The organism is Bradyrhizobium sp. B025, from assembly GCF_042257955.1.
GTDB lineage: Bacteria > Pseudomonadota > Alphaproteobacteria > Rhizobiales > Xanthobacteraceae > Bradyrhizobium > Bradyrhizobium diazoefficiens.
In genome coordinates, this window is record NZ_CP170150.1 from 4,495,829 (window position 1) to 4,520,111 (window position 24,283).

General features: G+C 64.3%; 22 protein-coding genes. 15 read left to right on the plus strand and 7 right to left on the minus strand.

Annotated elements, in window-relative coordinates; genetic code table 11:
• Positions 1-2: 2 nt before the first annotated feature.
• The gene (locus ACE10W_RS20810) at positions 3-2,066 is read left to right on the plus strand and encodes a DUF1217 domain-containing protein (RefSeq protein WP_375761864.1); all 2,064 of its coding nucleotides are present in this window, start codon (positions 3-5) and stop codon (positions 2,064-2,066) included.
• Between the two features lie 16 nt (positions 2,067-2,082).
• Here ACE10W_RS20810 and ACE10W_RS20815 read toward each other — a convergent pair whose 3' ends face one another.
• The 3 genes from ACE10W_RS20815 to ACE10W_RS20825 form a co-directional block, all read right to left on the minus strand.
• The gene (locus ACE10W_RS20815; protein WP_028171870.1) at positions 2,083-2,943 is read right to left on the minus strand and encodes a PCC domain-containing protein; all 861 of its coding nucleotides are present in this window, start codon (positions 2,941-2,943) and stop codon (positions 2,083-2,085) included.
• 9 nt (positions 2,944-2,952) lie between these two features.
• Positions 2,953-4,560 (minus strand): acyl-CoA synthetase, encoded by a 1,608-nt coding sequence (locus tag ACE10W_RS20820; RefSeq protein ID WP_375761865.1) that lies wholly within the window; start codon positions 4,558-4,560, stop codon positions 2,953-2,955.
• Positions 4,561-4,665: 105 nt separating this feature from the next.
• Positions 4,666-5,163 carry a hypothetical protein gene (locus ACE10W_RS20825; RefSeq protein WP_375761866.1) on the minus strand — a complete coding sequence of 166 codons (498 nt, stop codon included), beginning with the start codon at positions 5,161-5,163 and terminating at the stop codon, positions 4,666-4,668.
• A 94-nt stretch (positions 5,164-5,257) separates the two neighbouring features.
• Between ACE10W_RS20825 and ACE10W_RS20830 the strand changes: the two genes are divergently transcribed.
• The 5 genes from ACE10W_RS20830 to ACE10W_RS20850 all read left to right on the plus strand — a co-directional run bounded on the left by ACE10W_RS20830 (position 5,258) and on the right by ACE10W_RS20850 (position 13,451).
• Positions 5,258-5,623, plus strand: a complete 366-nt coding sequence (locus ACE10W_RS20830) for a hypothetical protein (protein WP_060912301.1) — start codon at positions 5,258-5,260, stop codon at positions 5,621-5,623.
• A gap of 351 nt (positions 5,624-5,974) precedes the next feature.
• On the plus strand, positions 5,975-11,551 hold the full coding sequence (locus ACE10W_RS20835) for a tail fiber protein (RefSeq protein ID WP_375761867.1): 5,577 nt from the start codon (positions 5,975-5,977) through the stop codon (positions 11,549-11,551).
• A gap of 109 nt (positions 11,552-11,660) precedes the next feature.
• Positions 11,661-12,512, plus strand: a complete 852-nt coding sequence (locus tag ACE10W_RS20840) for an outer membrane protein (protein ID WP_011087483.1) — start codon at positions 11,661-11,663, stop codon at positions 12,510-12,512.
• Positions 12,513-12,648: 136 nt separating this feature from the next.
• Positions 12,649-13,164 carry a DUF3828 domain-containing protein gene (locus ACE10W_RS20845; protein ID WP_375761868.1) on the plus strand — a complete coding sequence of 172 codons (516 nt, stop codon included), beginning with the start codon at positions 12,649-12,651 and terminating at the stop codon, positions 13,162-13,164.
• 11 nt (positions 13,165-13,175) lie between these two features.
• Positions 13,176-13,451 (plus strand): GNAT family N-acetyltransferase, encoded by a 276-nt coding sequence (locus ACE10W_RS20850; protein WP_028171864.1) that lies wholly within the window; start codon positions 13,176-13,178, stop codon positions 13,449-13,451.
• 49 nt (positions 13,452-13,500) lie between these two features.
• Here ACE10W_RS20850 and ACE10W_RS20855 read toward each other — a convergent pair whose 3' ends face one another.
• Together ACE10W_RS20855 and ACE10W_RS20860 are read right to left on the minus strand one after the other, a co-directional pair.
• A complete protein-coding gene (locus ACE10W_RS20855) occupies positions 13,501-13,899 on the minus strand; it encodes an SPW repeat protein (RefSeq protein ID WP_038967269.1) in 399 nt (132 codons plus the stop codon).
• 194 nt (positions 13,900-14,093) lie between these two features.
• Positions 14,094-15,029, minus strand: coding sequence for a tetratricopeptide repeat protein (locus tag ACE10W_RS20860; RefSeq protein WP_375761869.1), 936 nt, complete (start codon positions 15,027-15,029; stop codon positions 14,094-14,096).
• 104 nt (positions 15,030-15,133) lie between these two features.
• On the opposite strand from ACE10W_RS20860, the gene ACE10W_RS20865 reads away from it, so the two are divergent.
• Positions 15,134-15,409 (plus strand): GNAT family N-acetyltransferase, encoded by a 276-nt coding sequence (locus ACE10W_RS20865; RefSeq protein WP_011087489.1) that lies wholly within the window; start codon positions 15,134-15,136, stop codon positions 15,407-15,409.
• Between the two features lie 51 nt (positions 15,410-15,460).
• On the opposite strand, the gene ACE10W_RS20870 is transcribed toward ACE10W_RS20865, so the two are convergent.
• The gene (locus ACE10W_RS20870) at positions 15,461-15,862 is read right to left on the minus strand and encodes a DUF3597 domain-containing protein (protein ID WP_028171860.1); all 402 of its coding nucleotides are present in this window, start codon (positions 15,860-15,862) and stop codon (positions 15,461-15,463) included.
• Between the two features lie 334 nt (positions 15,863-16,196).
• Between ACE10W_RS20870 and ACE10W_RS20875 the strand changes: the two genes are divergently transcribed.
• Together ACE10W_RS20875 and ACE10W_RS20880 are read left to right on the plus strand one after the other, a co-directional pair.
• The gene (locus tag ACE10W_RS20875) at positions 16,197-17,105 is read left to right on the plus strand and encodes a DUF2189 domain-containing protein (protein ID WP_375761870.1); all 909 of its coding nucleotides are present in this window, start codon (positions 16,197-16,199) and stop codon (positions 17,103-17,105) included.
• 130 nt (positions 17,106-17,235) lie between these two features.
• On the plus strand, positions 17,236-18,060 hold the full coding sequence (locus ACE10W_RS20880; protein WP_011087492.1) for a lytic murein transglycosylase: 825 nt from the start codon (positions 17,236-17,238) through the stop codon (positions 18,058-18,060).
• A 59-nt stretch (positions 18,061-18,119) separates the two neighbouring features.
• Here ACE10W_RS20880 and ACE10W_RS20885 read toward each other — a convergent pair whose 3' ends face one another.
• A complete protein-coding gene (locus ACE10W_RS20885; protein ID WP_304553824.1) occupies positions 18,120-18,446 on the minus strand; it encodes a hypothetical protein in 327 nt (108 codons plus the stop codon).
• A gap of 666 nt (positions 18,447-19,112) precedes the next feature.
• On the opposite strand from ACE10W_RS20885, the gene ACE10W_RS20890 reads away from it, so the two are divergent.
• The 6 genes from ACE10W_RS20890 (at position 19,113) to ACE10W_RS20915 (ending at position 24,282) form a co-directional block, all read left to right on the plus strand.
• Entirely contained in the window at positions 19,113-19,265 is a 153-nt protein-coding gene (locus ACE10W_RS20890; RefSeq protein ID WP_007590701.1) for a DUF1127 domain-containing protein, read from the plus strand.
• A 126-nt stretch (positions 19,266-19,391) separates the two neighbouring features.
• Positions 19,392-20,819, plus strand: a complete 1,428-nt coding sequence (gene trmFO, locus ACE10W_RS20895) for a methylenetetrahydrofolate--tRNA-(uracil(54)-C(5))-methyltransferase (FADH(2)-oxidizing) TrmFO (RefSeq protein WP_011087495.1) — start codon at positions 19,392-19,394, stop codon at positions 20,817-20,819.
• Between the two features lie 7 nt (positions 20,820-20,826).
• The gene (locus tag ACE10W_RS20900; protein ID WP_028171856.1) at positions 20,827-21,921 is read left to right on the plus strand and encodes a serine/threonine protein kinase; all 1,095 of its coding nucleotides are present in this window, start codon (positions 20,827-20,829) and stop codon (positions 21,919-21,921) included.
• A 73-nt stretch (positions 21,922-21,994) separates the two neighbouring features.
• A complete protein-coding gene (locus ACE10W_RS20905; protein ID WP_110116109.1) occupies positions 21,995-22,573 on the plus strand; it encodes a CAP domain-containing protein in 579 nt (192 codons plus the stop codon).
• A 91-nt stretch (positions 22,574-22,664) separates the two neighbouring features.
• Positions 22,665-23,078, plus strand: a complete 414-nt coding sequence (locus ACE10W_RS20910) for a GFA family protein (protein WP_162603525.1) — start codon at positions 22,665-22,667, stop codon at positions 23,076-23,078.
• A gap of 25 nt (positions 23,079-23,103) precedes the next feature.
• Positions 23,104-24,282 (plus strand): aminotransferase class V-fold PLP-dependent enzyme, encoded by a 1,179-nt coding sequence (locus ACE10W_RS20915; protein WP_375761871.1) that lies wholly within the window; start codon positions 23,104-23,106, stop codon positions 24,280-24,282.
• Position 24,283 lies beyond the last annotated feature (1 nt).

Below are 24,283 nucleotides of genomic sequence, written 5' to 3' on the forward strand. Positions count from 1 at the left end.
CGATGGTATCAACGTATTTCAGCTACAACTACATTTCGCACCATCTCAAGCAATCCCTGACGCGGGTCGAACAGCAGACCGACGTCGCGCGAGAGGCCGCCTATTACAAGGCCAACATCGGCAAGGTGAAGACCGTCGATGATCTCATGAAGGATTATCGCCTGTATCATTACGCACTGAAGGCGTATGGCCTGGAAGACATGGCCTACGCCAAGGCTTTCATGAGAAAGGTGCTGGAGAGCGACCTCTCCGACGCAAAGAGCTTTGTCAACAAGCTGGTCGACAAGCGTTACCGGGAGTTTGCCGCGGCATTTTCCTTCAACGGCACTGCGACGCCGGTTGCGCAATCGGAGAACCAGACCGACGAGACGATCGGTCTGTACACGGCAACCAAGAAGAGCCAGGTCGACGCACTTGCGGACGATACGAAATACTACAGCGCCCAGATCGGCAGCATCAGCAGTGCTGATCAGCTGCTGAACAACGATCGTCTCCGCAACTATGTCTATTCGGCATTCGGGATCGATCAAAGCAAGTGGCCGCCCGACACGATAAGCCAGGTCCTGCGCAGCGACCCATCCGATCCGAACAGCTACGTCAACACCGCCTTCGCGTCTCAGTTGACCGGCCTCAACGCCCAGCTCGCTCAAGCCAAATCGGACGTGAGCGCCACCAATACGAAGATCGCCGACTACACGGCCCAACTCTCGCAACCGGGCGCCGACGTGGCTCAGTTGAACGTCCAGATCCTGGTCGAAAAATATCACCTGGAGTCGTACACGAAGAGCATTTCCAGCCTCAACGACCAGATCGCGACGATAGGTGGCTTTGTAGACCTGGCCGGCGCGTTCGAGTTTTCGGCTGACGGGTCGCTGCCGTCGGGTGTGCCCGCGCAGACTGCTGCAAACGTCACGCTCACGACAAAGCGGTTCGACGACAGCAAGTCCGACGTCTATGCGGCGGCAAGTCCCCTGAATGAGGCCTTCGCAACCGTTCAATTCAGAAACGCGATCGGCAAGATCGATTCAGTCCAGGCGTTCGTATCGACTCCAGCCGTGTATGATTTTGCGCTGGGCGCCGTCGGCCTCGATCCTGCAGAGGTCTCGCAGGCCACCGTCAAGGCGGCCCTCGAAAGCGATCTCAGCGATCCCAAGAGCTTCGTCTATACGCTCAAGGACAACCGATACGTCGAGCTCGCGCGCGCCTTCAACTTCGACGCAAAGGGCAATCTGACGACCCCCTTGGTGGCTCAGGACTCGGCAAAAGTCCTCCAGACCGCGAAGGACTACGTCATTGCAGTGCTGAAACAGGCAAGCCCTGAGCAGCAGAAAGCGGTTCGGGAACAGGCCCAGAAAGACGCGACGTCCTATCAGGAGGCCATCGCAGGCATCGACAGCGTTTCCGAGCTGCTTGCGAACCGGAAGATGGTCGATTTCATTCTCGTCGCCAAGGGCCTGGACCCCAAGAAGGTCAGCACCGACTATCTGAAGAAGATATTCGCGTCCGATCTGAATAATCCAAAGAGCTTCGCGAACACCGAGAGCGATCATCGCTTTGCCGAGATCGCGGCGTCGTTCAATTTCGACAGCAAGGGCAATGTCGCGCGCCTTGCGATGGTTGGTCCTCAGAAGCAAGTCCAGCTGCGGGAAACACAGGCGAACTATCTCCAGCAAAGCCTCGAGCAGCAGCAGGGCGATACGAATCCCGGCGTGCGCCTGGCGCTCTATTTCCAGCGAAAGGCGGGGGAGATCACGTCCGCATACGACATCCTTGCCGACAAGGCTCTTTCGGAGGTGTTCAGGACCACCTTCAATTTGCCTGACTCGATGGCGGCGATGCCAATCGACCAGCAGGCCAAGTTCGTGGACAAATTCATGAAGATCAAAGATCTTTCCGATCCCGCGAAGGTCGAAAAGCTGCTGGGCCGTTTCTCCGCCATGTATGACGTCAAAAACGGCCAGAGCATCGGTCAGGGACAATCCCCCTTGCTCAATCTCTTTCAGGGATCCGGCTCGGGGCTAAGTGACTCTACGTACTTGGCCATTGCCAAGCTACGTTCTCACTGACGATCGCTCGCCGAGATTAGCTCAACACCTCGAGCACCAATTCCATGGTCATCAGCACGGGATTGTCGCCACGGATCAGACGCCCCTCCGCGATGCCGCCGGTGTAGTCGATCAGGGCAACGTCGAGAGCGGCCTCGAGCGCACCGGAAGCGCCCGGCGCGATCGCACCCGCGGTCACCGCAAGCTCCGTCGCAAACGGCTCGATCACGCCGCCATGGGTGAAGCGGGCGCCGATGGTCGAGCCGACGCCGCCATGAATCTTCGCGCGCGCAATGCCGTGCTCGCGGCAAAAGCCTTCGAGGCAGAAAGCGAAGTCCTGGTTGGGGCGCAGCCGCAGCGCGAAGGCGCGGCTGGTCGTGCGCGCACCAGTGCTCGCAGCCGCAACCGGTCCGAACAGCTTGAAATTGGTCTCGGGATCGGGCTCGGCCGTGAACATCGCGCCGTCGAGGCCGAAGGCCTCGACCTCGAACGGCTCAGTCACGATCGTCTCGTCCGGCAGCATATGGCCGCCGCTTGCCTTGCCGTCTGCCTCGGTCCACAGCCCATGGCAATGAAAGAACGGCGCGCCGTCCCGCGTGCCGAGCGTCATGCGGCCGAGCTTCGTGCGCGTCACGCCCTCGGGCCGGAACGTCTCGCTGTAGAACGCGGCGTTCTCGCCGGTCTTCGACAGCGCCGGCATCACATAGGCAAACGGCCCGAGCGTGCCGCGGCCGAAGTTCAGCACGCCGCCGGCAAAACCCTCCCCCGCAAAGCCGCGGCGTGCGGCTTCCAGCAGCGGCACGCCTGCCTCAAGCATGAACGTGAAAGCGCGTCCCCTCGCCTCCACCCATTGGATGCGTTCTGCGCCAGGTGCGCCCGGCTGCTTGATGCTGCGCATGCCCCTCGCTCAGCCTGTTTTCGTCTTGTCGAGGTCGAGCAATCCGCGCGCCTCGAGCTCGTCACGCACCATGCGCTTCGGCACCTTGCCATAACCGGACTTCGGCAGCGCCTCCCAGAAGAAGAACCGCTTCGGCATCTTGTAGCGTGGCACTTTTGGCGACAGGAATGCCGCCATCTCCGCTTCACTCACAGCCTTCGCGCCCTCGCGCGCCACACAGACGGCGACGCCGACCTCGCCCCAGGTCGCATCGGGCACGCCGAGCACGGCGACCTCGCCGACGCAAGGATGCGTCAGGATCTTCTCCTCGATCTCGCGCGGATAGATGTTGGAGCCGCCGGAGATGTACATGTCGGAAGCACGGCCGGTGATGTAGACGAACCCCTCCTCGTCCATGTGGCCGAGATCGCCTGTGCGGAACCAGCCGTTGCGGAATGCCTTCGCATTGGCCTCGGGGTTGTCGTAATAGCCGGCGAGCACCGCAGGACCGATCACGCAGATCTCGCCGCTCTGGTTCGCCCCGAGCTCGCGGCCCTCGTCGTCCTGGATCGAGACCTGCATACCGGTGCGCTCGAAGCCGCAAGTGCCGATCTTCGCATGCGGGCCGTCCTCGGGGTCGTGCAGCGCCGCCGGCAGCACGGTGATGTTGCCGGTGACCTCGCCCAATCCAAAATACTGCACGATGACCTTGCCGAGCTTCTTCAGCGCGGCCTTCTGGTCCTCGCGATACATTGGCGCGCCGGCATAGATCACGTGGCGCAGCGAGGAGTGATCGTATTTGTCGGCGGCGGGATGCTCGACCATCATCTTCAGAATGGTTGGCACGGTGAAGAGATTGCTGACCCGATGCTTTTCGATCAGGCGGAACGCCTCGTCGATGTCGAATTTCTCTGTCGGCAGCAGCACGGTGCGTACACCTCGCGCGGTCTGCACCAGCTGATGCACGCCGGCGCCATGCGAGAGCGGCGCCACCACCAGCGAGGCGTCGTCCTCGGTGACGCCAGGCGTCAGGTCGGCGAGATGGTTGGTGACGACAAAGCCCATCTGGCCGTGGGTCAGCACCGCGGCCTTGGAGCGGCCCGTGGTGCCGGAGGTAAAGAAGAACCAGCAGGGATCGTCGTGCTCGACAGCGACGTTCTCGACCGCGTGCCCCGCATGCGATGCGATGGCATCTGCAACCGACGCCTCGCCGAACGCGCCCTTGCCGTCAATGCTCCAGGTGAACGCGAGCGCACCGCCGCTCACGGCCGCCGCGTGCTCGGGAAAATCGACGTGGCACAGAAACGCCTTCGCGCCGGAGGCCTGGGCGAGGTAGGAGACCTCGTCCGGCATCAGGCGGAAATTGGTGGGCACCCAGACCGCACCGAGCCTGAACGCTGCGAACATCGAGAAGAACATCTCGTCGCCATTCTTGGAATGGACGAGGATGCGGTCGCCCTTCGCGATGCCGCGCGCGGCGAGCGCCGCCGCCAGTGCCGAGACCTGGGCGTCGATCTCGCGCCAGGTCCAGGACCTGTCACCCCAGACGAAACCGGGACGCGATCCATGCCGCCGCGCATTCTGGGTCAGCATGTGAGCGAGATTCATGACGCGGCGGGACATGCGCAGGGGCTGCATGGGGCTTCCTCTTCGACTGCGGGCGGCGCGCAAGCCGCCCGCTCCTTGCTGCCCATTTATCGCCAACGCCCGCACCCCCGCAAGGCCGCCGGCCGCGCACCTGCTCTACGGCTGCTTGAACGCGAACGGCGTCGCCGTGATCGTCTTCTCCTTGACGCAGGCCTGCGCGCCAAAACCGCCGCAATAGCTGCCATGCAGATCGAACCGGATGGTGCGCGCGGCGCCGCGCTTCACCGGCGACGTCACGATCTTGTAGCTGCGGACATAGCCGTCGAACACGGGGCGCACGCTGCCATCCGGCAGCGTCACCAGGATGTCCATGACGCAGCCGCCGGTTCCGCAATAAGTGGTCTCGCGCTCCCCGCATTTTGTGTCGCGGAAATCGACTATGTAGTCGTCGCGGCCGTCACCGGTCAGGTCGATCCGGCGCACCGTGTCCGGCGCAAAGGTTACCGCGCCACCGTCCTGGCTGTCGCATTCCTCGTTGGCGTAGCGCAGCGCCTTCTGCACACCGGCTGGATAGTCGGCCGGGTTGAATGGTCTTGCGTTGTCGGCGCGCGCAGCGGTGACGAGCAGAGCGAGCAGGAGGGTGAAACAGCGCATGCGCATTGGTCGTCGGCGATGCCGCAGTCGTTCAGGGATTTTTAAACATGATCGGCGCAACCTCAGCCAGTTCTCGCGTACAGAGTGCCGCATCATGGTCAAAGCGCCCGCCTTCCTCCTGTTGTCGCTGGCGCTTGCCGGATGTGCCGTCGCGCCGCAGGCGCATCTCGCTTCCGATCCGGCCTTCAGGCCTGCCCGCTTTGCCTGGGATGGTGCGGGCGAAGATCCCAATGAGCAGCGCCCCGCCTCGGGGCCATCGCGAACAACGCGATCCGCCGCGGTATCCGAGCGCAACAGTTCGCAAGCCGGACTTCAGCCCTATTCGAAGGAATGGTGGCAGGCGCAGGACGGTATCGAGGCCGAGCAGGACGCCAGGGTCAACCGCGCCCTCGTCATCTGCCAGGGCTGCGTCCGCCAACAGCCGAGCGAAGATACGCGCGTGGCCAAGGCCGCGGACTGACAGACATCGGTTTGAAGCCGCCGCACCGGAGCCAGTGCGCAGCGGGCTGGTCACGCGTACCGGCGCAGGTCGGCGCGATCATGCGCGAAGATCAACCGCCATTGATGAACGGCGACGCGCTGCGGCCCCCCGGCGGTGTCTCGTTTTCAAACAACTATCGCCAAAACACGCGGAAAAACGCGATATTTGCCCCGCAGGACGGCGGTCGCGCTCCGGTTGCATGTGCCGCGCGCAGGCTTGTTCCGGCGCAAGCTTCACGCTAGTTAATCGCTGTTTAATGCATTTGTTTGGCTGGCCCGGCGGCTGGCTCCCGGGTGGATATGCGCCGTTTCGGCGTGGAATGTGGTGAGTATGGGAAGAGTTGTTTTCATTGATTCCCGCGTTTCCGACATCGATGCCTTGCTGGAGGGGCTGGCCCCGGACGAACAGGCCTTTGTCCTCAACGGCGCCAGCGACGGCTTCGCCCAGATCGCAACCATCCTCAAGACCAACGGCCTGACCGGGCTCGCGTCGATCTCGATCGTCGGTCACGGCGCTCCGGGCGAGATTGAGATCGGCTCATCCGTCATCGACGACGCGGACCTCGCGAACGATGCCGCCGCACTCTCCGCGATCGGCGCCTCGCTCGCATCCGACGGAGCTCTCGCCCTCTATGCCTGCGACACGGCCGCGGGCGCGACCGGAAGCCAGTTCATCTCCGACCTCTCCGCCTATGCCGGCGGCGTCACCGTCGACGCGGCGACGCATGTGATCGGCAATGCCGATCCCGCAAGCTGGACGCTCGACGTCTCGACCACCCCGGCAGCGGCTGCCGTTAGCGCGCCCTTCGCGGAGCAGGCGCTTGCAAATTTCAGCACGACGCTCGGCATCATCGGCCTGACCCCCGGCACGTCAGCGACGTTCCACGGCGGTGGCGCCGCCGTGTCCATCGCACCGAACCTGATCGTAACGGACAGCGCCTCCTCAACACTCTCATCGGCCGTGGTGAGTCTCGTCGGCTTCGTCGCGGGCGACACGCTGAACTTCACGGACCAGAACAACATTCACGGCAGCTACGACGCCGCGCACGGCATCCTCACCCTGAGCGGGAGCGATACGGTCGCCGACTATCAGGATGCGCTGCGCTCGATCACCTACAGTTTTTCGGGGAACGGCGATCCGACCGGCGGCGGCACGCACCAGGTTCGCGATATTACCTGGCAGGTGTCGGACGGGACGAACACGAACATCACGGCATCCCCGATCAACAACGATCAGCCCTCGCTCGGGCTGACCCAGCTGATCCCGCTTCAAGGCACCTATCCCTCGCATGGAGACGGCACGTCCGATCCCGGCACCATCGATCTCGGGTCCATCAGGACCTTCGCCGGAAGCCTTGCTCCCAACCACACGGCGCTTGCCAGCGGGCAGCTGCTGTCGATCGCCCAGAACACCGCCCTGTTCTCGCTGTTCGGCACGACCTATGGCGGCAACGGACAGACGACCTTCGAGCTACCCAACCTCCAGGCCAAGCTCACGGTCGGCTCCGAGAACAGCGCGAATTTTTCGCTCGGAGCCAACTACGGCACGGACACGGTCACGCTGGGGACCCAGAATTTGCCCTCGGGCTTCGGCGCGGGGCAGGCTTTCACCAACGACCAGCCTTCGCTGACCATCAACTATCTCATCAACACCGGCGGACCGGGCGCGAGCTCAGCCTCGAACTGGCTCGACGTAGCCGGCGAAATTGTCCCGTTTCTCAGCAATTTTGCGCCGACAGGATATCTGCTGGCGGCTGGCCAGGTGCTGAACATCGCCGACTATCCGAACCTCTATAACGCCATCGGCACGACGTATGGCGGCGATGGTGTCACGACGTTCGCGCTGCCGGACCTCACCGGCCGCACCATCATCGGGGTCGGAACGAACTCGATCGGCGATTTCCAACTTGGCACGGTCATCGGCCAGGACACGACCACGCTCTCGACGTCGAACCTGCCCCATCCAGTCGGGGCTTCAGCCGACTTCAGCAACTACCAGCCTTCCATCGCTCTGCACTATCTGATCTCTCTCGAAGGAATATTTCCCTCCCAGAGCGGCTCGTACTCGGACTCCGCTCCATGGGTCGGCGAGATCATTTCCTACGCCGGAAACGGCACGGACCTCGACTATATGCTGGCGCACGGCTGGGCCGAGTGCCAGGGCCAGCTACTATCGATCTCACAGAACCAGGTCCTGTTTGCGCTCATCGGAACGACCTATGGCGGCGACGGCCAGTCCACCTTCGCCCTCCCGGACCTGACCGGTCGCGCCGTCGCGAGCGTGGGCACGAACTCCCAGGGCAATCAGGTCGAGCTCGGCGAGCAATACGGCACCGCCTCCACAACGCTCATCTCGAGCGAGGTGCCTCTGACGGCGAGCGTGCTCGGCATCGTCCATACCGCGCCGACCGTCACCGCAGGTGCCAGCCTGAACTATCCGGTCGGCAGTGCGGCAGCCCTGCTCGACAGCACGTTGATCGTCGCCGACCCCGACAGTGGCGGCAATCTGACCGGCGCGACCATCAAGATTGCCAGCGGCTTCGTCAGCGGCGATGCGTTGAGCTTCATCAGCCAGAACAACATCACCGGCAGTTACAACGCCGCTACCGGCGTGCTCACGCTGAGCGGCACCGACACGCTCGATCATTACCAGACCGTGCTGGAATCGATCGCGTTCAGCGCCCCCGGATCGACCGCGCCCGGCTCCCGGACCATCGAATGGACCGTGACCGACGGCTCCTCCAGCAACGGGACCAGCAACACCGCGACCAGCACGGTCAATCTGCTCCACGTTCCGCTCGTCAGCTCGGTCACGGCGGCGACGACGGGCAATGCGACCGATCTCAATGCCGGCAAGGTCGTCACCATTACGGTGGCCTTCACCGACCAGGTGAATGTCACCGGCGCGCCAGAGCTCCAGCTCAGCGACAATGTGATCGCGACCTATCAAGGCGGCAGCGGCGGCACCGCGCTGACGTTCAGCTACACGGTGCAGGCCGGCGACAGCAGCAGTGATCTGCAGGTGCAGAACCTTCTCCTGAACGGCGGCACCATCAAGGACGGCTCGGGCAACGATGCCGTGCTGGCCGGCACAGCCACCGACCTGCACCTGACGATCGACACCGCCGCACCTGTGGTCTCGTCGATCAATACCGCCGGCAGCAATCCGAGCAACGCGACCAGCGATACCTTCACCGTCACCTTCTCCGAAATCGTGAGCGCGGTCGACGCGAGTGACTTCACTATCGTCACCGGCGGGTCCGTCTCATATGGCGGGATGGTCGTGCTGCCCTTCAGCGGCAGCGTCTATACGGTGACGGTCACCGGCGTCACGGGCGATGGCACGCTAGGCCTCAAGCTCAACGCGTCCGGCACCGGCATCGCCGATCGCGCCGGAAATGCCATATTTGCCGGCTTCACCGGACAGACCTACACGATCGATCACACCGCTCCGACCGTGACGTCGATTGCCGCGTCGGGCGCCAGCCCGAACAACGCCGGCACCGAACAGTTCACGGTGACCTTCTCGGAGAGCGTCAGCGGCCTAACCGCCACCGATTTCACCCTGACCACGACCAACACACCGGGTGGTATCGCCCTCTCCACCACCGGCATCAGCCAGATCACCTCCGCCGACGGGAAGACCTACACGGTGACTGTCGGCAGCGTCACCGGCGACGGCACCGTGCGCCTCGATTTCAAGAGCGGCTCGAGCGGCGTCACCGACACTGCCGGCAATGGCGCCAGCGCGGGCTTCTCGAGCGGCGACGTCTACACCATTCGACATACCGCTCCGAGCGTTTCGTCGATCGTCGCGAACGGCTCGAACCCGAACAATGCCGGAAGCGATCAGTTCACGGTGACGTTCTCGGAAGACGTCACCGGCGTCGATGCGAGCGACTTCACGGCGACCCGCACCGGCAGTGTCACCGACACCGGCATCGTCGTGACGCCCGTCAGCGGCAACGTCTATACCGTGACCGTCAACGGCGTGACCGGCGACGGCACGCTGCGCCTCGACCTGAACGCTTCAGGCACCGGCATTGCCGATGCCGCCGGCAACGCCGTGGCGAACGGATTCACCGGCGGCGACGTCTACACCGTTCAGCATACGGCCCCGGCCGTGACGTCGGTGAGTGTGCCCGCGAACGGTACCTACGTCGCCGGTCAGAATCTCGACTTCACGGTCAATTTCAGCGAGGCGGTGTCGGTGACGGGCACCCCGGAAGTCGCGATCATGCTCGACACCGGTGGCCTCGTCGAAGCCCAATATGTCGGCCAAGGCAGCGCCTCCTCGCTAACCTTCCGCTACACAGTGGCTGCCGGCGAGAGCGATGCCAATGGCGTCGCGCTCGGCAGTGCGATCGTTCTCAATGGCGGCACGATCAAGGACGCGGTCGGCAACGCCGCCGTGCTCATGCTGAACAATGTCGGCTCGACCGCCGGCGTTCGGGTGGATTCGATCGCGCCGACGGTGATGTCGATCGCAACCTCGGGCGCGGGCATCGTCGCAGGCAGCGGCGATCTCAACGCCGGCCATAGCGTCATCCTGACGCTCAATCTCAGCGAAGCGGTCAACGTCGATCTGACCGGCGGCACGCCGACCATGCAGCTCAACGATGGCGGCGTCGCGACCTATGCGGGCGGCAGCGGCAGCAGCGCGCTGACCTTCAGCTATCTCGTGGCTGCGGGTGAGAACGCGAGCGATCTTTCGGTCAACCAGATCCTGCTCAATGCAGGGACCATCCGCGACCTCGCCGGAAACGATCTCACCTTGCCGGGCGGCACCGTCAACCCCGCCGGGATCTTGCAGATCGACACGCACGCGCCGGATATCGTCGCCGTCAGCGCATCGCCCGCGAGCGGCGCGGTCGGAGCCGGCCAGTCTGTCACGATCACGGTCGCCCTAGCCGAAGCCGTGACCTTGTCGGGCGGTGCGCCCACCCTCTCGCTCAACGATAACGGCATCGCCACCTTCGATGCGGCTGCGACCGCGGCCTTGCATGATTCCAGCAAGCTCGTGTTCAACTACACGGTGGGAGCCGGCGACACGCTCACATCTGCGCTGGCGGTCACGGGCATAGATCTGCACGGCGGAGCGATCGGCGACCTCGCCGGCAACGCCGCCAATCTCGGCAATATCGCCACGACATTCACCGGACTTGCCGTGATCGATTCACTCGTCACGGCGCACGCAGACAGCAACCGTGTCGTCGCCGGCCAGACCGTCACCGCCGATGCCGCGCACGGCCTGCTCGCCAACGACACCGACACCAACCCCGCCGATCACGTCGTGGTCAGCGCCGTCAACGGGCTCGCCGGCGCCGTCGATCACAGCATCGCAGGCGCCTATGGCAGCCTCACGGTGCATGCCGACGGCAGCTATTCCTACGCTGCCAGCGGCGGCGTCACCGGCGTCGCCTACGACAACTTCACCTACACCGCGAGCAACGGCCATGCGGCGCCCTCGACATCGACGCTGACCGTCCAGGTGATCGGCGGCAACCAGAACTTCGTGTTCGTTCCCGCCGGCGGATCCGCCACCACCGGTTATGGCAATACCGTCCTCGACGGCAGCGCCGGCGGCGCCACCATCACGGCCGCCTCGACCTTCAACGCCCACGAGATCCTGATCGGCGGCCCCGGCGACACGCTGATTGCCGGCAATTACGGCCGGGATACGTTCGTGTTCGCCGGCGATTTCGGTCACAACACCATCAACAACTTCCATACGGCCCTGGACGACATTCAGCTGCAGGCATCGCAGTTCGGAAGTCTCGCCAACGTCTTCGCGGACCTGCATCAGGTTGGGGCGGACACCGTGCTCACGCTCGACGCTACTCACGTGGTCACCATCACCAACACCGCGTTGGCAAGCCTGACGTCGGCCAATTTCCATCTGGTTTGAGTGCGATCCAGCCTGAAGGCGCTCCGATCCCGACCCGGAGTTGCCAATTGGTCACAGCGTTCAGCCGCCATGTAGCGTAAAACCACGTCGGAATCGGGGAATTGGGCCAATGAAAAATTTCGAGAAACTTGTGCTTGCGGGCGTCGTGGCTGTCGGGGCGGCTTGGGGGACGGCACATGCCGCGGATCTTGCCCCGACCTATAAAATGCCGGTGAAGGCGATCGCCCCGGTTCAGACCTGGAATGGCTTCTATGTCGGCGGCAATGTCGGCTACGACTGGAGCACGGGCTCCACGGGTATTTCCGTCCTGTCGACCGATCCGGCACTGGCGGCCCCGCTCGCCGCGCTGGTTGCGGCCGGTTCATTTCCGACCGCGCTGTCGCCGTCGGCGAAAGGCGTGATCGGCGGCGTCCAGGCCGGCTACAATTGGCAGGTCGCCCCGCAATGGCTGGTCGGCCTCGAGGCCGACTTCCAGGGCGCGGACGTCAAGGGCACGACCACCCAGGCGCTCGCACCGGTCGGCTTCGATGCCACCTCGACGACGGTCAGCAAGGGCATCGACTGGTTCGGCACCGTGCGTGGCCGGGTCGGCGTGCTGGTAGCGCCGCAATGGCTGCTCTACGGCACCGGCGGCTTCGCCTATGGCCGCACCAAATCCTCGTTCAGCACCACCGACGTGACCGGCGGATGCATCGTGGGCGCGACCATCTGCGCCAGCGGCGCCTCCTCGGGGACGAGCACCGGCTGGACCGCCGGCGCCGGCACCGAAGTGATGTTCGCGCCGAACTGGAGCTTCAAGGCCGAGTACCTCTACGTCGACCTTGGCCGGCGGACGCTGAACGTCGCCTCCTCCACCGTTCCGGCCATCGTGTTCACGACATCGACCCCGTTCCGCGAGCAGATCGCCCGGGTCGGCGTCAACTATCATTTCTCGGCCGGCCCCGTCGTCGCCAAATACTGATCAAGACGCCCTGGGTCCGCCGACCCCGTGCACGCATGGCCGAGGCCGATCAGAGCCGCTCTGATCGGCCTTCGCGTTTGAACCTGCCGGGCGCAATCAAGCTCTACTGACGTGCGCACCCCAACCAGGACACTCCATGCTCACCCGTCGCAGCCTCATCGCCACTGTCCTCCTCGCCGGCGTCGGCCCCGCCCTCGCCCAGGCTCCCGCAACCAGTGAACCGCTCGCTATTCTGACTGCGATCTACACCCGCGCCGCCAAGGGCAAGGGCGATGGCGGCGGCGCCTTCATCATCGAGAACAAGGCGGCCAAGGCCAAATATCTCTCCAAGGCCCTGGTCGCGCTGTGGGCCAAGGCCGATGCGCATACGCCCAAGGGCGACGTCGGACCGGTCGATTTCGATCCCGTCACCAACTCGCAGGAACCGGACGTGAAGTCGTTCAAGGTTGACGCCGAGAAGATGGAGGCCGACAAGGCGATACTTGCGGTGACCATCACCGGACACCGCAACGACCGCAAACCCGCCGACCTGATCGTGCGTTACGACTTCGTGCGCGAGGTTGGGAGCTGGCGGATCGACGACATCAAGGGCTCCTCCGACGGCGAAGCCTGGTCGATCCGCAAGATGCTGACAGACTCGCTGAAGAGCTGACCGGAGACGACATGAGCGACGTCATCGACAACAAGGCCCATCACCGTTTCGAGCTGGAGGTGGAGGGATATCTTGCGACCGAACATTACAAGCTCGACGGCAACGTCATCACGTTCGAGCACACGGACGTACCGAAGGAGCTCGGCGGCAAGGGCGTCGGCTCGAAACTAGTGCAAGGCGCGCTCGATCAGGTCCGCGCCGCCGGCTTGAAGCTGATCCCGCAATGCCCGTTCGTGAAGGCGTGGATCGAGAAGCACCCGGACTATGCGGATCTGGTGAAGAGATGAGCGAGCGCAGGCCCACCGATCGCGCGGCGGGCCTGCCGAAATCCGCAGCCTATTGCCCATGCTTCAGCAAATCCTGGTCACTCATGTCCCAGTCCTGCCACAACTGGAGTACGCCGAGGATCACCGCCACTGCGCCCAGACTGGTGTGGTAGATCCGGAGAAAACCTTCGCCGGAATAGCCAAGCACCAGGGGCGAGACAATGAGCCACAGCCCGACCAGGATGGTCGCCACCTCCTGCCAGCGCTGCAAGGCGACATATTCGAGCTGGCTGAGGCCAAATACGACGAGGCCGACTGCGACCGTGTTCAGGACCATCGTGTCGTGTCCGGCAATCCCCGAGCTATCCTGGATTGGGAACCACGGCGACGCAGCGATCAGCGCACCGAGCAGCATCCCGCACCAGTCTTCCCATGTTCGATGAGTATTCAAGAAACCAAAGTCCGACATCGTAACCTCCTGCAAAAGAGGCATACGTCTGCGGCTGGCGATCACGACACTCCGAATGTCTAGCGACCGTGCCGGCCGCATTCGGGCGTATGTCCTCTCAAGGACGTGGGAACCGCGGTGGAACTTGCAAGAGCGACACTGAGGATTTTTTGCGGTCGCCACGTGACGTCCAACGGGTCAAGAATTCACACCGGCTACAGCGCCCCAAGCTTTCGCAGTGCATCATGCGCGACGGGCAGTCCGGGCCGCAACTCCAGCGCCTTCCGGAAATCTGCAATCGCGCCCTGCTTGTCGCCGAGCCGCAAGCGGGCCTGCCCGCGGTTGCTCCATGAGAACACGTCGGACGGATCGTATTGCAGCGCCTTGTCGTAGTCGGCGAGGCCGCCCTTGTTGTCGCCCTGGAAGAGACGGATCATGCCGCGATTGCGCCAGCCGCGCGCATCTGTCGGAGCGATGCGGATCGCCTCGCCATAGTCGGCGGCGGCGCGGTCGAGCTGCTCGTTGTCGCGATACACGTTGCCGCGGTCGATATAGGCGAGCAGATCGGGCGCAAGCTTGATCCGCATGGTGTAGTCGGCGAGCGCATGCGCCGTGTCGTGCTTGCGGGCGTAGACGAAGCCCCGATTGGCGTAGGCGGTGGCATAGTTGGGATCGCGCTTGATCGCCGCGTCAAAATCCGCAATGGCACCGTCGAGGTCGCCCTTGTTGAAGCGCGACTCGCCGCGATTGCTGTAGGCGAGCGCCAGCGACGGATCGAGCTTGATAGCCTCGTCGTAATCGGCGATGGCGCGATCATAGTCGCGCTTGAAGCTGTAGACGCGGCCGCGGTTGTTGTAGGCGCAGGCGTAGGCCGGATCGAGCCTGACCGCCTCGTCGAGATCGGACAGCGCGGCATCGAGCTCGCGTTTCTCGGTGAGGCCATGGCCGCGGTTGCAATAGGCGCCGGCGAGCCTGCGGCTGGTCTCGCTCTTCGTGTCAATGACGGTCGAGCAGGCCTTGACCCGTTCGTCCGGCGTGCTCGTCAATCCGACGCAGGCTTCCCAGGCCGGACCGCCTTCGGCCGACGCCGGTGCTGGCGCCGTCGAGGCGAGCGCAGCGAGCAACGCCATGATGCTGAGCGGGACGCGCATTTTCCGGGTATCTCCCCTGCGGCAACCTCCCTTGGTCGCACCTTGGCAAGGGCGGGTTCAGGCGCCTAGATCAGAGCGCAGACATCGCTTCGGAAGGATTACGCATGGCGGCATCGGTACGCGACAACAAAGACAGGAGCCGCTTCGAGCTCGATGTCGGCAGTGACATCGCCTTCGCCAATTACCGGCTGACGCCGTCGGCGGTGATCATCACCCATACCGAGACTCCGCGCGCGCTACGCGGCCGCGGTATCGCCTCCGAGCTGGTCAAGGGCGCGCTGGATCTGATCCGCCGCGACGGCAGGAAGGTGATCGCCGGTTGCGGCTTCGTCGTCGACTATCTCGACAAGCATCCGGAGGACGCGGACCTCGTCGCCTGAATCAAAAGGGCCCGCGCGAACGCGGGCCCTGAGCAACGACCGAGCGATCGGTCAGTGCTTGATCTCAGGCGGGAGCTTGCCGCCATTTGCGGCGAGCTTGGACATCACCTGCTTGTGCAGCCAGACGTTCATGCTCGCGGAATCGTTGGTGTCGCCGCTGTAGCCGAGCTCCCGGGCGAGATCCTTGCGCGCGGCGAGGCTCGAGTCGATGTCGAGCGCCTTCATGAGATCGACGATCGAGGTGCGCCATTCCAGCTTCTCGCCCTTGTGCGCGGCGACCGCCTTGTCGACGATGGCGGCGACGTCGACGGACGCCATGGGCGCGGCTGCCGGCGCCGATGCGCCCGGCGCGGCCCCTGCGGGGGCACCGGCCGGCGCTGCGCCACCGGCAGGCGCGGCGGAAGCCGGTTGGCTACCGAAGATCGCGCTCATGATTTTCCCGAAAATGCTCATGTCTTCTCCCCGAAAAGGATCCGTTGGAAGGGCCTTGAGTGGCACTTATAGACGAAGTTTCTGCGTTGCGCCCGCGGATCATGCGAACCGACAACCAGCATCAGCTTATCTGCGGCGAAATGACGGCCGAATGACATCGTCGAGGTTGCGGTGCGGCATCGAATCTCACCCAAGCGTGAGGGACAGGACTCGGAATTGGGAGTACGGTTTCTGTTCAGCTCGCGATGCCTTCCGGAATTCGCGCCTGGTTGGGATCGCGATCATCCAAGAAAAGCGGCCGCTTGCGCCGTTTGCCGGCGCCGGATGCGGCCGCATGGCAAGGGAGCTAGCGACCATGGCCACACTTTACCAGGGCAATGTCCCCACAATGGCCCCGCCCGCTGATGCGGCGGGACCAATCATCCGGACGATCCAACTGTCCGACCTGCATGACGCGCTGAGGCGCGGCTGGGAGGATTTCAAGGCGGTTCCGAGTCACGCCATTATTCTCTGCGTGATCTACCCGGTGCTGGGCCTCGTGCTCGCCCGCGTGGTGATGGGCTATTCGGTGCTGCCGCTGTTGTTTCCGCTGGCTGCGGGCTTCGCGTTGATCGGGCCGTTCGCTGCCTTGGGTCTCTACGAGCTCTCGAGCCGGCGCGAACGCCATGAAGAGGCCAGCGCCTGGGATGCCATGGAGGTGCTGCGCTCGCCTTCGTTCGGGGCCATGCTCGGTCTTGGCACATTGCTGCTCGCCCTGTTCGTGACCTGGGTTGCAACCGCACAGGCGATTTATGTCGCAGCCTTCGGCTATGAGGGCGTGACCGGGATCTCGGACTTCATTACGCGCGTGCTGACGACCCGGCAGGGCTGGTGGCTGATCGTGGTCGGCTGCGGCACCGGCTTCCTGTTCGCGCTCGCCGCGCTCTGCATCAGCGCCGTGTCGTTCCCGCTGATGCTCGACCGCCATGCCGGCGCGTTCGATGCCATGGTCACCTCGCTGCGCGTTGTCGCAAAAAACCCGGTGCCGATGGCGGCCTGGGGCCTGATCGTGGCGGTGCTGCTGGCGCTCGGCACGATCCCGGCGTTCCTCGGCCTCGCCGTGGTGATCCCCCTGCTCGGCCATGCCACCTGGCATCTCTACCGCAAGGTGATCGTTTCCGATCCCGGTGCCCGCCCTGTGCCGCCTCCGCCGCATCGTCCGCGCAAGCCCGCCGCCGACTTCCCCGCCAACCTCTTCCCGTGGCGGAATCGGACGGACGCCTAACGATCTCGTGACATCCGGTCCTGCCCGGCTCCGGGCGGGACCGGGCCCGTCATGCGCCTTGCTTTGGCCGCGGTTCCGACCGAGATTGCACCTCGCCGGTCAGATCACTTCACGGAATCCATTTCATCTGATGACCCCGACGATTTCTCGTCTCGCTCTCGCAGCCTTAGCCCTCACCACGTCAATCCTCTCCGCCCAGCCAGCGCTCGCCGCCGTTGCCTGCGGCTCGGGCAATTTCGACGCATGGCTTGCTGACTTCAAGACCGACGCCGCGGCCAAAGGCATCTCACAGCAGGCCATTGCCGCCGGGCTCGCCGGCGTGACGCTCGATCAGAGCGTGCTCAACCGCGACCGCTCGCAAAAGGTCTTCACCCAGACCTTCGAGGAGTTTTCCGGCCGCATGGTGCCGCCGCGCATGACGCGCGGTTCCAACATGATGAAGCAGTACGGCTCGGTGCTGTCCCGCATCGAGCAGACCTACGGCGTGCCAGGAGAGGTGCTGGTCGCGATCTGGGGTCTGGAGACCGATTTCGGCGTCAACACCGGCAAGTTCGCAACCATCCGCTCGCTGGCGACGCTGGCCTATGACTGCCGGCGCGCCGAGCAGTTCCGCGGCGAGCTGATGGATGCGCTGCGCATCGTCCAGCGCGGCGATCTCGCACCCGCCGACATGAAGGGCGCCTGGGCGGGCGAGCTCGGCCAGACCCAGTTCATGCCCTCGTCCTGGATGAAATACGCCGTCGATTTCGACGGCAACGGCAAGCGCGATCTCCTGCACAACGCGCCCGACGTGCTCGCCTCCACCGCCAATTACCTCGCCGGCTATGGCTGGCAGCGTGGCAAGGATTGGCAGCCGGGAAGCCCGAATTTCGCGGTGCTACAGCAGTGGAACAAGAGCGAGGTCTATTCCAAGACCGTCGCCTATTTCGCCACCCAGCTCGCGCGCGCCCCTTAAGATCCCCCGCATAAAAGCGTAGGGCCGATCGCCCGGCGACCGGCCCTCTCTTGAAGCGTTTACTTACCCATGGTGGCGTGCATCGCCTTGTTCAGATGCGCGCCGCACGCACCCATTTTGCCGTTGAGCAGGGAGTCCTGCGCCGCCGCGATCTCCTTCTGCGCGACGAACTTGCTGTCGCCGTCGGCCATGTTCTCGATCGCGGTCTCCGTCTTCTCCAGATTGGATCCGCTGCAGCCGCCCATGGCGTGCTTGGCGGCCTGGGCCGGCGCGACGGCTAACGCGACGGCGGCAATGGCGATAACCCCGAGTAACTTCGTCATGATGTTACTTTCCTTCTCTTCTTCTTGGGACAGACCCAGCGACATTGCCGGAATCTGCGACACGACTTTGCTGCCGACGCGGCAACTTGCCGCAATAAATTCCCCGCGAGAATTGCGTGATGTTGCGCGCCGCGCAGAGCCGCATGCGGAAATTCTGATTTTCATTACAACCTTGTAATCAAGCGCTCACACCCTTGGCGTGTGTGCACCGCATCAGCGGCGGACGCACTCGACTTCCGGCGATCGGCCCTCGATACCCGGCTCCACCGCAGGCCGCCCGGCAGGTCCCGTGGGCGGAAGCGAGCGAATCGCCGCTCCCATCCCCCAGCGCCGGCGGACTCCGTCAGGCCAGCGCAACCCACAAATAATGTGAATATAAATTCATTTCTATATCACATCGCTTCATGCGATTCGCGCATGCGAGACTTGGGGTTACAAGCTGCCGCATCGTCTTGCGGGTCGCGACAATGCAACTTATTTCCGTCGTTACTGAAACCGCTAGGATTAGCACAAACCCGTGATTTCACGGAGCTTTCCTGCCATCTGGAGCGGCTAACGCCCAGCGGTTAGGCGGGACTGCCAAGAGGTTAATCGCGCCTTACCGATGCCATGCGCACATCGCTTAGCTGCATCGCAACATCGGAACTTTCGCAGTGCACCACTCTCACCTATATTCATTTCAACGATGACGCCCGGGCAAGGGCTGAATCGAACTACAGGAGACTACCAATGCTGCTCTCGCTCATCCGCATGATCCAGGCCTTCCGGGACTATCAGCGCAATGTTGCCGAGCTGTCCCAGCTCAGCGATCGCGAACTGGCCGACATCGGCCTCGATCGCTCGGACATCCCGCGCGTTGCCGCCGGTCAGTATCAGGGCTGATATCCTTCAGCCCTTCACCGGACGAACCGATAGCGCCCGCCTCGTGCGGGCGTTGTCGTTTCTGATGGCAGAAAACTCGATCTCGGCGATTCCACTGACCGCCGAAAAGCGCTACCTGTCCGCCCCATGACAGGACCCCATTCCAATATTGTGCATGTGATCGGCGCGGGCCTTGCCGGCTCGGAGGCAGCTTGGCAGGTCGCCAAAGCCGGCGTGCCCGTGATGCTGCACGAGATGCGGCCGGACCGCATGACCGAGGCGCACCGCACCGACGGGCTCGCCGAGCTCGTCTGCTCCAATTCGTTCCGCTCGGACGACGCCGCCAACAACGCCGTCGGCCTGCTCCATGCGGAGATGCGCCGCCTCGGTTCGCTGATCATGCGCGCGGCCGATGCCAACCAGGTTCCCGCCGGCGGTGCGCTGGCGGTCGATCGCGACGGTTTTTCGGCGGCCGTCACCAAGGCGCTGAACGACCACCCCCTGATCGAGATCGCCCGTGGCGAGATCGCAGGCCTTCCGCCGGCCGACTGGGGCAACGTCATCGTTGCGACCGGGCCCCTCACCTCCGCACCGCTGGCCGATGCCATCCGCGAACTGACCGACGAGAACGCGCTCGCCTTCTTCGACGCGATCGCGCCGATCGTGCACCGCGAATCCATCGACATGTCGGTGGCCTGGTTCCAGTCTCGCTATGACAAGGTCGGCCCCGGCGGCAACGGCGCCGACTACATCAACTGCCCGATGACCAAGGAGCAGTATGAGGGCTTCGTCGCCGCGCTGATCGCCGGCGAGAAGACCGAGTTCAAGGAGTGGGAGACCAACACGCCCTATTTCGACGGCTGCCTGCCGATCGAGGTGATGGCGGAGCGCGGCCCCGAGACGCTGCGCCATGGTCCGATGAAGCCGGTCGGCCTCACCAATCCGCACGATCCGACAACGAAGGCCTACGCGATCGTGCAGCTGCGCCAGGACAACAAGCTCGGCACGCTCTACAACATCGTCGGCTTCCAGACGAAGCTGAAATACGGCGAACAGCAGCGCATCTTCCGCACCATTCCCGGGCTGGAGAAGGCCGAGTTCGCCCGCCTCGGCGGCCTGCATCGCAACACCTTCCTCAACTCGCCAAAGCTGCTCGACGGCCAGCTGCGGCTGCGTGCGCAACCGCGGCTGCGCTTTGCCGGACAGATGACGGGCTGCGAGGGCTATGTGGAGTCGGCCAGCGTCGGCCTGATCGCCGGCCTTTACGCAGCAGCCGATGCCCGCGGCGAGACGCTGGCGAGCCCGCCTGCTACGACCGCGCTGGGATCGCTGCTCGGCCACATCACCGGCGGCCATATCGAGACCATCGAGCCCGGCACGCGCTCGTTCCAGCCGATGAACATCAATTTCGGCCTGTTCCCGCCGCTTGCGAGCGCCCCGACGAAGAAGCCCGACGGCACGCGCCTGCGCGGTAACGAGAAGACGGTGGCCAAGAAGCAGGCGATGAGCGCACTGGCGCTTGCCGATCTCGATCGCTGGATCGCCGATCATTTGCGCATCGCCGCAGCAGCGTGAGTTGTCGATGAGCCTTCCCAAAGACGACGCCGCAACGCTCTCGGCGCGCTGGACCGAGGGCGTGCTGCTCAAGCGCGACGTGTTCTCGACCGTCGAGCGCGGCCGCTTTCGTGCCGACACCGGCGAGGTCGATGCCGTGCTGCGCCGGCTCGACGAGGTGCCGTGGTGGTCGTTCCTGCTGGCCCGCCATCTGTTCGCGCGCGAGAAGCATGCGCTCGCCCTCGCCAAGGGCCTGAACGTCGGTCCCGAGCTGCTGTGGGCCGGACGCCGGGCGCTGGTGCGCGGCTTCGTCGACGGCGTCGCGCTGCATCTGGCAAAACCGCATGGCGACCTCGCCTATTTCCGCTCGGCCAAGGCGGCGCTGCGCCGGCTGCGCCGCGCCGGCATCTGCCACAACGATCTTGCCAAGGAGCAGAACTGGCTGGTCGGCCGCGACGGCCGCGCCTATGTGACCGACTTCCAGCTCGCCGCCTGCTTTGCGCGCCGCGGCCGGCTGTATCGCATCCTCGCTTATGAAGACCTCCGGCACCTGCTCAAGCACAAGCGCTCCTACGCGCCCGAGGCGCTGACGCCGCGCGAGCGCAAGATCCTGGCGAAGAAATCATTTGCCGCGAGCCTGTGGCTCGCCACCGGCAAGAAGGTCTACCGGGCGATCACGCGCGGCCTGTTCAATTTCACCGATCGCGAGGGCGGTGGGCGCCGCCTCGTCAACGACGCGCCGGTGCTGGCGGAGCTGATCCGCAAGAATCCCGCCGTGCGCGACACCGCCATCGTCGCCTTTGCCGACCGCCGTTCCGGCGTCGGGCTCTATGCCTTCGTCGAAGCCGATCAGGCCACGCTCGAAGGCCAGCTCCGCAGCGAGCTCACGGCCGCCAAAGGGCCGAAACCGCCGGAACACATCCAGGTGGTGCATGCACTGCCGCGCGACACCAGTGGCAAGCCGCGCACCGAGATCCTGCAACTGGTCGCCATGAACCAGCTCGACCTGATCGAGCCGATGATGAAGAACGACCAGGACCGCGCTTTCCTCAAGGACATTCTGGAGCAGCGCAAGAACCTGCGCGACCGCTTCAATTTCGAGGCGGACCTGCCCGCGGGCTGACGGAAGCAATGCGCCTTGAAGCGTCCACATTGGCGATAGAGAAGCAGTCGGATAACGCAGGCGTGGCGGGGTCATGAGCACTCGGGGGACGATGAGGCATCGCGTGGTCGGCGGCATGATCGCCGGCCTTCTGCTGTTGGCAGCGACGCCCGCACTGGCCGAAACCCCGGCCGAGCTGATCTCCAGCTTCCGCCTCAAGCACGGTGAAGTTCGCGTCGTGCGCGATTCAACCCTCGACCGCATCGCCATGGACCAGGCGCGCGCGATGGCGGCGAAGGACGACCTCAGCCACGACGCTCTCGGACCGTTCAACCGCCGCGTCGCACCGGCCGGCGCGGGGCGCGCCGCCGAGAACATCGCCTATGGCTACGACAATTTCGAGAAGACGCTCGGACAGTGGATCGACTCGTCCGGACACCGTAAGAACCTGTTGCTGCACAACGCCTCCCGCGTCGGCATCGCCAGCGCCAAGAATGCCAGCGGCAAGCGAACCTATTGGGCCATGGTGATCGCAGGCGACTACGAGCCGAAGGGCAAGGGCAAAGGCAAGAAGGACGGGGAGCCGCTGGTTGCCGTGAAGCGCGAGGCCGCGCCCGCGAAGAAGCCAAAATCCAGCGAGTGCCACATCAAGCTGCTCAGCCTCTGCATCTGAGACGACACGCTGCGCGGCAACCACTGTTGCGTGCGCTCCTCCGGCCGGCCAATATGCCATGCCGCTGTCTTGGACCAATTCGAGGCGATCAATGGCCAAAAAATACACCGCTCAATGCGCCTGTGGCGCCATCAAGTTCGAATTCGACACCGATCCGTCCTTCATCGCCAATTGTCATTGCAACGACTGCAAGCGCGCCTCGGGCGGCGAGATGGCAACTTTCTTTGCCGTGCCGGAGGATGACTTCACGCTGCTCAGCGGCAAGCCGAAGGCCTTTCACTACGTCGCGAACTCCGGCAAAGGCCTCGACCGCAACTTCTGCCCCGAATGCGGCTCGCGGGTGTTCACCTCCAACCTCGACAGCTTCCCCAAAACGGTCTTCGTTCAGTTGGGAAGCCTCGACCGGCCCGACCTGGTCGCACCGAAGCTCGAGATGTTCACCAAACGTCGCCTGCCGTGGAATACGCCGCTCCACCTGCCGCAGTTCGAAGAGATGCCGCATTGACGCGGCCAAAGCGCGAGAGCCCCGTTTGATCGACATCGACCAAATACGCATCGACACACCGGCCGCTGAGCGGATCGCCTATCTGCACAACGCAGGCGCGGCGCTCATGCCGGCGCCCGTCGTCGCGGCGATGAAGGAGCATATCGACCTCGAGAGCGAGATCGGGGGCTATGCCGCCGCCGACCGCGAGGCGCGCCGGCTTGATTCAGTCTACAGCTCGGTAGGCCGGCTGCTGAATGCCGCGCCCAACGAGATCGCGCTTCTGGAGAACGCGACAGTTGCCTGGCAGATGGCATTCTATGCGCTTTCGTTTCGCAAGGGCGATCGAATCCTGACCGCCGAGGCGGAATACGCCGCCAACTATGTTGCGTTTCTTCAGGTCGCAAAGCGCACGGGCGCGATCATCGAGGTCGTGCCGAGCAATGCCAGCGGCGAGCTCGACATCCACGCCCTCGAACGCATGATCGACGAGCGCGTGAAGTTGATCGCCATCACCTGGGTTCCGACCAACGGCGGGCTGGTCAATCCCGCGGCGGCCGTCGGCAAGATCGCGCGGGCGCACGGCATCCCCTATCTGCTCGACGCCTGCCAGGCGGTTGGCCAGATGGCCGTCGACGTCGAAGCCATCGGCTGTGACATGCTGTCGGCAACGGGGCGCAAATTCCTGCGTGGCCCGCGCGGCACCGGCTTTCTCTATGTCCGCCGCGGGCTGCTGCAGCGGCTCGAGCCGCCGATGATCGACCACTTCGCGGCGCCCTGGGTCTCGCGCGATCAATATCGGCTCCGTGACGATGCGCGCCGTTTCGAGACCTGGGAGAACAATTACGCAGCGCGGCTCGGGCTCGGCGCTGCCGTCGACTACGCGCTCGAAATCGGCATGGGCCCGATCGAGCAGCGCTGCCGCCTGCTGGCGGACCGCCTTCGGGGCGGCCTCGCTTCCGTTCGCAGCATCACCATTCGCGACCTCGGACGCACACCAGGCGCCATCGTCAGCTTCACGATGGACGGGTATGAGGCGGACGCGATTGTCAGTGGTGCCGCTGCCGCCGGCATCACCATCGGTGCTTCACATCCGTCGAGCACCCGCATCGACGCCGAGATCCGGGCGCTGCCACCGCTCGTGCGCGCCTCCCCGCATTACTACAACACCGAAGCCGAGATCGACCGGCTGATCGGCCACCTCGCAGGCCTGACGCCGCGATAGC